The following is a 3369-nucleotide window of genomic DNA, read 5'->3' on the forward strand; positions in this document are numbered from 1 at the left end:
CATCGACGGCGAGGCGCTGAAGGACAGCGAGAACATGGAGCGGCTTTTCGAGCTGCGCTGCATCCTCGAGGCCGAATCCGCGGCACTTGCCGCCGAGCGGCGCGGACAGGAGCACCTCGACGCCATCAAGGCAACGCTCGACCGCATGAGCGGCGAGGAGCGCTGGGAGGAAGGCAGCATCGATGCGGACCTTTTGTTCCACCGCGAGATCGCGCGCGCCACCGGCAACAGCTACATCCACACCTTCATCTCCTTCGTCTGCGAACAGATCCGCCGCTCGATCCACTACGCCCGCCTGACCAACCCGCTGCACGATCTGGTCGAGGTCAATGTCGGCGAACATGTGCGCATCTACGAGGCGCTGGTCGCCGGCGATCCCAGCGCCGCCGAGGCAGCGATGCGCGCCCACATCATCGGCGCGGCGGAGCGCGTCGGCGTCAAGCTGCCGGCAGCGCGGCGCAAACAGTCCGGCAAGGGAAAGTAAAATGCCGATCGGGGACACAAACGCGATTTCGGATGTCTGCCTGCTCGTCGAGGACATCGAGCGCACGGTGGCGTTCTATGTCGAGAAGCTCGGCTTCCGGCTGCGCCGCCGCGCCGAGGGTTTTGCCGACTTCCATGGCGAGGGCGTGACGCTTGCCGCCTGGGAGATCGACCACATCAACCGGCATACCGGCGTGTCCAAGCTGAGATCGCCGCGCCAGGCGCACAAGGTCTGCGTGGCGGTGCGGCTCGACAGCCCCGGCGAGATCGACCGGCTGCATAGCGAGCTGAGCGCCAAGGGCGTGCCCTTCTATGGTCCGCCGCAAGACTATGTCTGGAACGCACGCTGCGCCTACTTCACCGATCCCGACGACACGCTTTGGGAATTATACGCCTGGCTCGACGGCGGCCCCGGCGACTACCACGACGAACAGCCGTAGACGGCGCGCCGTGGGAGCGGCGCGCAATGAAGAAACCTCTTGCAACAGGAGCGAAAAATGAGTGGGAACAGGCATTTCGACATGAACCGCCGCAGCTTCGTGAAATCCGGCATCGCCGCCGTCGCCGCCGCGTCCGCCGGCATGCAGCTGGTGCTGACGCCAGGCGCCAAAGCGGCCGGCAAGGTCGTCATCCAGTATGACTGGCTGATGTCCAACGGCCAGATCGGCGATATCGCCGCCGTCGCCAACGGCTATTTCAAGGCCGCCGGACTGGAGGTCGAGTTCAGCCCCGGCGGACCGAACGCAGCGACCGTGCCGCCGGTGGTCTCGGGCGCCGCCCAGCTCGGCCAGTTCTCGGAAACGCCGCAGCTCTACGCGGCGCGCGCCAGCGGTGTGCCGGTGAAGATCATCGCCTGCGGCTTCCGCACCGGCCCCTATGCCTTCACCTCGAAGCCGGCGAAGCCGATCCGCGGCGTTGCCGACCTCAAAGGCAAGAAGATCGGCATCCAGCCGACGGCGCGGTTCGTCATCGACGAGATCCTGGCCAAGAACGGCATCGATCCGTCGGAAGTCACCATCGTCAATGTCGGCTTCGACAAGGCGCCGCTGGTGCGCGGCGATGTCGACGCCATCGGCGGCTGGATCACCAACACGCAGGCGCTGAGCGTCGTCGGCGACGACCGCATCGACCTCCTCGTGCGCGATCTCGGGCTTAGTTCCTACGCCGATGTCTATTTCGCCACCGACAAGGCGATCGAGGAGAATGCAGACACGCTGGCGAAGTTCATCGGCGCCGTCGCCAAGGGTTGGGGCTGGGTGCATGCCAACCCGCAGGACGCGGTGAAGAAGATGGTCGCCGCCTATCCGGAGATGGATCTCGGCTGGGAGGAAAAGACGATCAACCTCGTTCTCAAGCTTTCCTTCGACGGCGCCACCGCCAAGGACGGCTGGGGCACGTTCGACCCTGCCTCCATCGAGGAGCAGCTGGCGCTGCTCGACAAGGTCGGCCAGTACCCGAACGGCCGGCCGGCGGCCGCGGATGTCTACACCACCAAGATCCTCGAACTGTCGGCCGCCGACCGGCCCAAGCTCGACGCGCCCGCCGCCTGATGGCGAACGCGATCGAGGCAAGCCGACTGGATGTCGGCTATGGCGTCCGGCAGACGGCGGTGAAAGTGCTCGCCGGCCTCGACCTCACGGTCGCGGCCGGCTCCTTCCTGTCGATCCTCGGCCCGTCGGGATGCGGCAAGTCGACCCTGCTGCGCGTGGTCGCCGACCTGCTCGACCCGCTCGGCGGCACGATCAGCGTGCTTGGCGACACGCCGCATGCGGTGCGCTCGCGCCGCGATGTCGGTTTCGTCTTCCAGGATTCGACGCTGCTGCCCTGGCGCACGGTGCGCGACAATGTGCGTTTGCCGCTTGCAGTCGGGCAAGGCAGCCTGACGCGCAAGATCGAGGACCGCAGCGAGGAATTGCTGGAACTGATGGGGCTTGGCGGCTTCGGCGAGCGCCTGCCGCACCAATTGTCGGGTGGCCAGCGCCAGCGCGTGGCGATCGCCCGCGCACTGCTCGGCGAGCCCAGGCTGCTGTTGATGGACGAGCCCTTCGGCGCGCTGGACGAGATCACACGCGACCGCCTCAACGACGAATTGCTGGCGCTGTGGCGGCGCACCGGCACGACCATCCTCTTCGTCACCCATTCGATCGCCGAAGCCGCCTATCTTGGCGAGCGGGTCATCGTGCTTGCCGCCAATCCGGGACGGCTGATCAAGGATCTCGACATGCGGCCGTTCAAGCAGGACGGCAACCGCTGCTCGCGCGAAGATCCGGCTGTCATCGCTGCCATGGCGGAACTGCGCGCGGCGCTGGAGCGCGCGTCATGAAACAGGCACCCTTGCCGCCGGCGCTGGCGATCGCGCTGCCCGTGCTTGGCGCGGCCTCCATCCTGTTCACCTGGCAGTTCCTGCTGCCGTGGCTCGGCGTGCCGGCCTATATCGTGCCGACGCCGACGGCGATATTCGGCGTCTTCCAGAAGAGCTTTGCATTGCTGCTCGGCAATCTCTGGCCGACGCTGATCGAGGCGCTGGCCGGCTTCGTCATCGGCAACCTTGCGGCCGTGATGCTCGCCGTGCTGTTCGTGCACAGCCGCGTTCTGCAGGCCGCTTACTTCCCGATCGTGCTGTTCTTCAACACCATCCCGATCCTGGCGCTGTCGCCGATCATCATCCTGATCTTCGGGCTCGGCATGACGCCGAAGATCGTCATCGCCGCGGTGATCTGCTTCTTCCCGACGCTGGTCAACATGATCCGCGGACTGGATTCGGCCAGCAGCAGCGAGCACGAGCTGTTTAGGGTTCTATCGGCGACGCGCTCGGAGATTTTCTGGAGCCTGCGCCTGCCGCGCGCGCTGCCGATGCTGTTCTCCTCGCTTAGGATTGCCTCCGCC

General features: G+C 66.2%; 5 protein-coding genes. All 5 read left to right on the forward strand.

Annotated features, from left to right (window positions below):
* Positions 1-484, forward strand: a 484-nt coding sequence (locus EN738_RS36305; RefSeq protein WP_245494548.1) for an FCD domain-containing protein, incomplete at its 5' end; no start/stop codon positions are given.
* Between the two features lies 1 nt (position 485).
* Positions 486-923 (forward strand): VOC family protein, encoded by a 438-nt coding sequence (locus tag EN738_RS15210; protein ID WP_127284401.1) that lies wholly within the window; start codon positions 486-488, stop codon positions 921-923.
* A gap of 81 nt (positions 924-1004) precedes the next feature.
* Positions 1005-2033: an ABC transporter substrate-binding protein gene (locus EN738_RS15215; RefSeq protein WP_127284404.1), complete on the forward strand. Its 1029-nt coding sequence runs from the start codon at positions 1005-1007 to the stop codon at positions 2031-2033.
* On the forward strand, positions 2033-2806 hold the full coding sequence (locus tag EN738_RS15220; protein ID WP_127284402.1) for an ABC transporter ATP-binding protein: 774 nt from the start codon (positions 2033-2035) through the stop codon (positions 2804-2806). Before EN738_RS15215 ends, EN738_RS15220 begins: the two co-directional genes overlap by 1 nt.
* A partial coding sequence (locus EN738_RS15225; RefSeq protein ID WP_127284403.1) for an ABC transporter permease subunit occupies positions 2803-3369 on the forward strand: 567 nt, incomplete at its 3' end. The genes EN738_RS15220 and EN738_RS15225, both read left to right, overlap by 4 nt.

The sequence above is a fragment of the Mesorhizobium sp. M4B.F.Ca.ET.017.02.2.1 genome, assembly GCF_003998955.1.
Lineage (GTDB): Bacteria > Pseudomonadota > Alphaproteobacteria > Rhizobiales > Rhizobiaceae > Mesorhizobium > Mesorhizobium abyssinicae.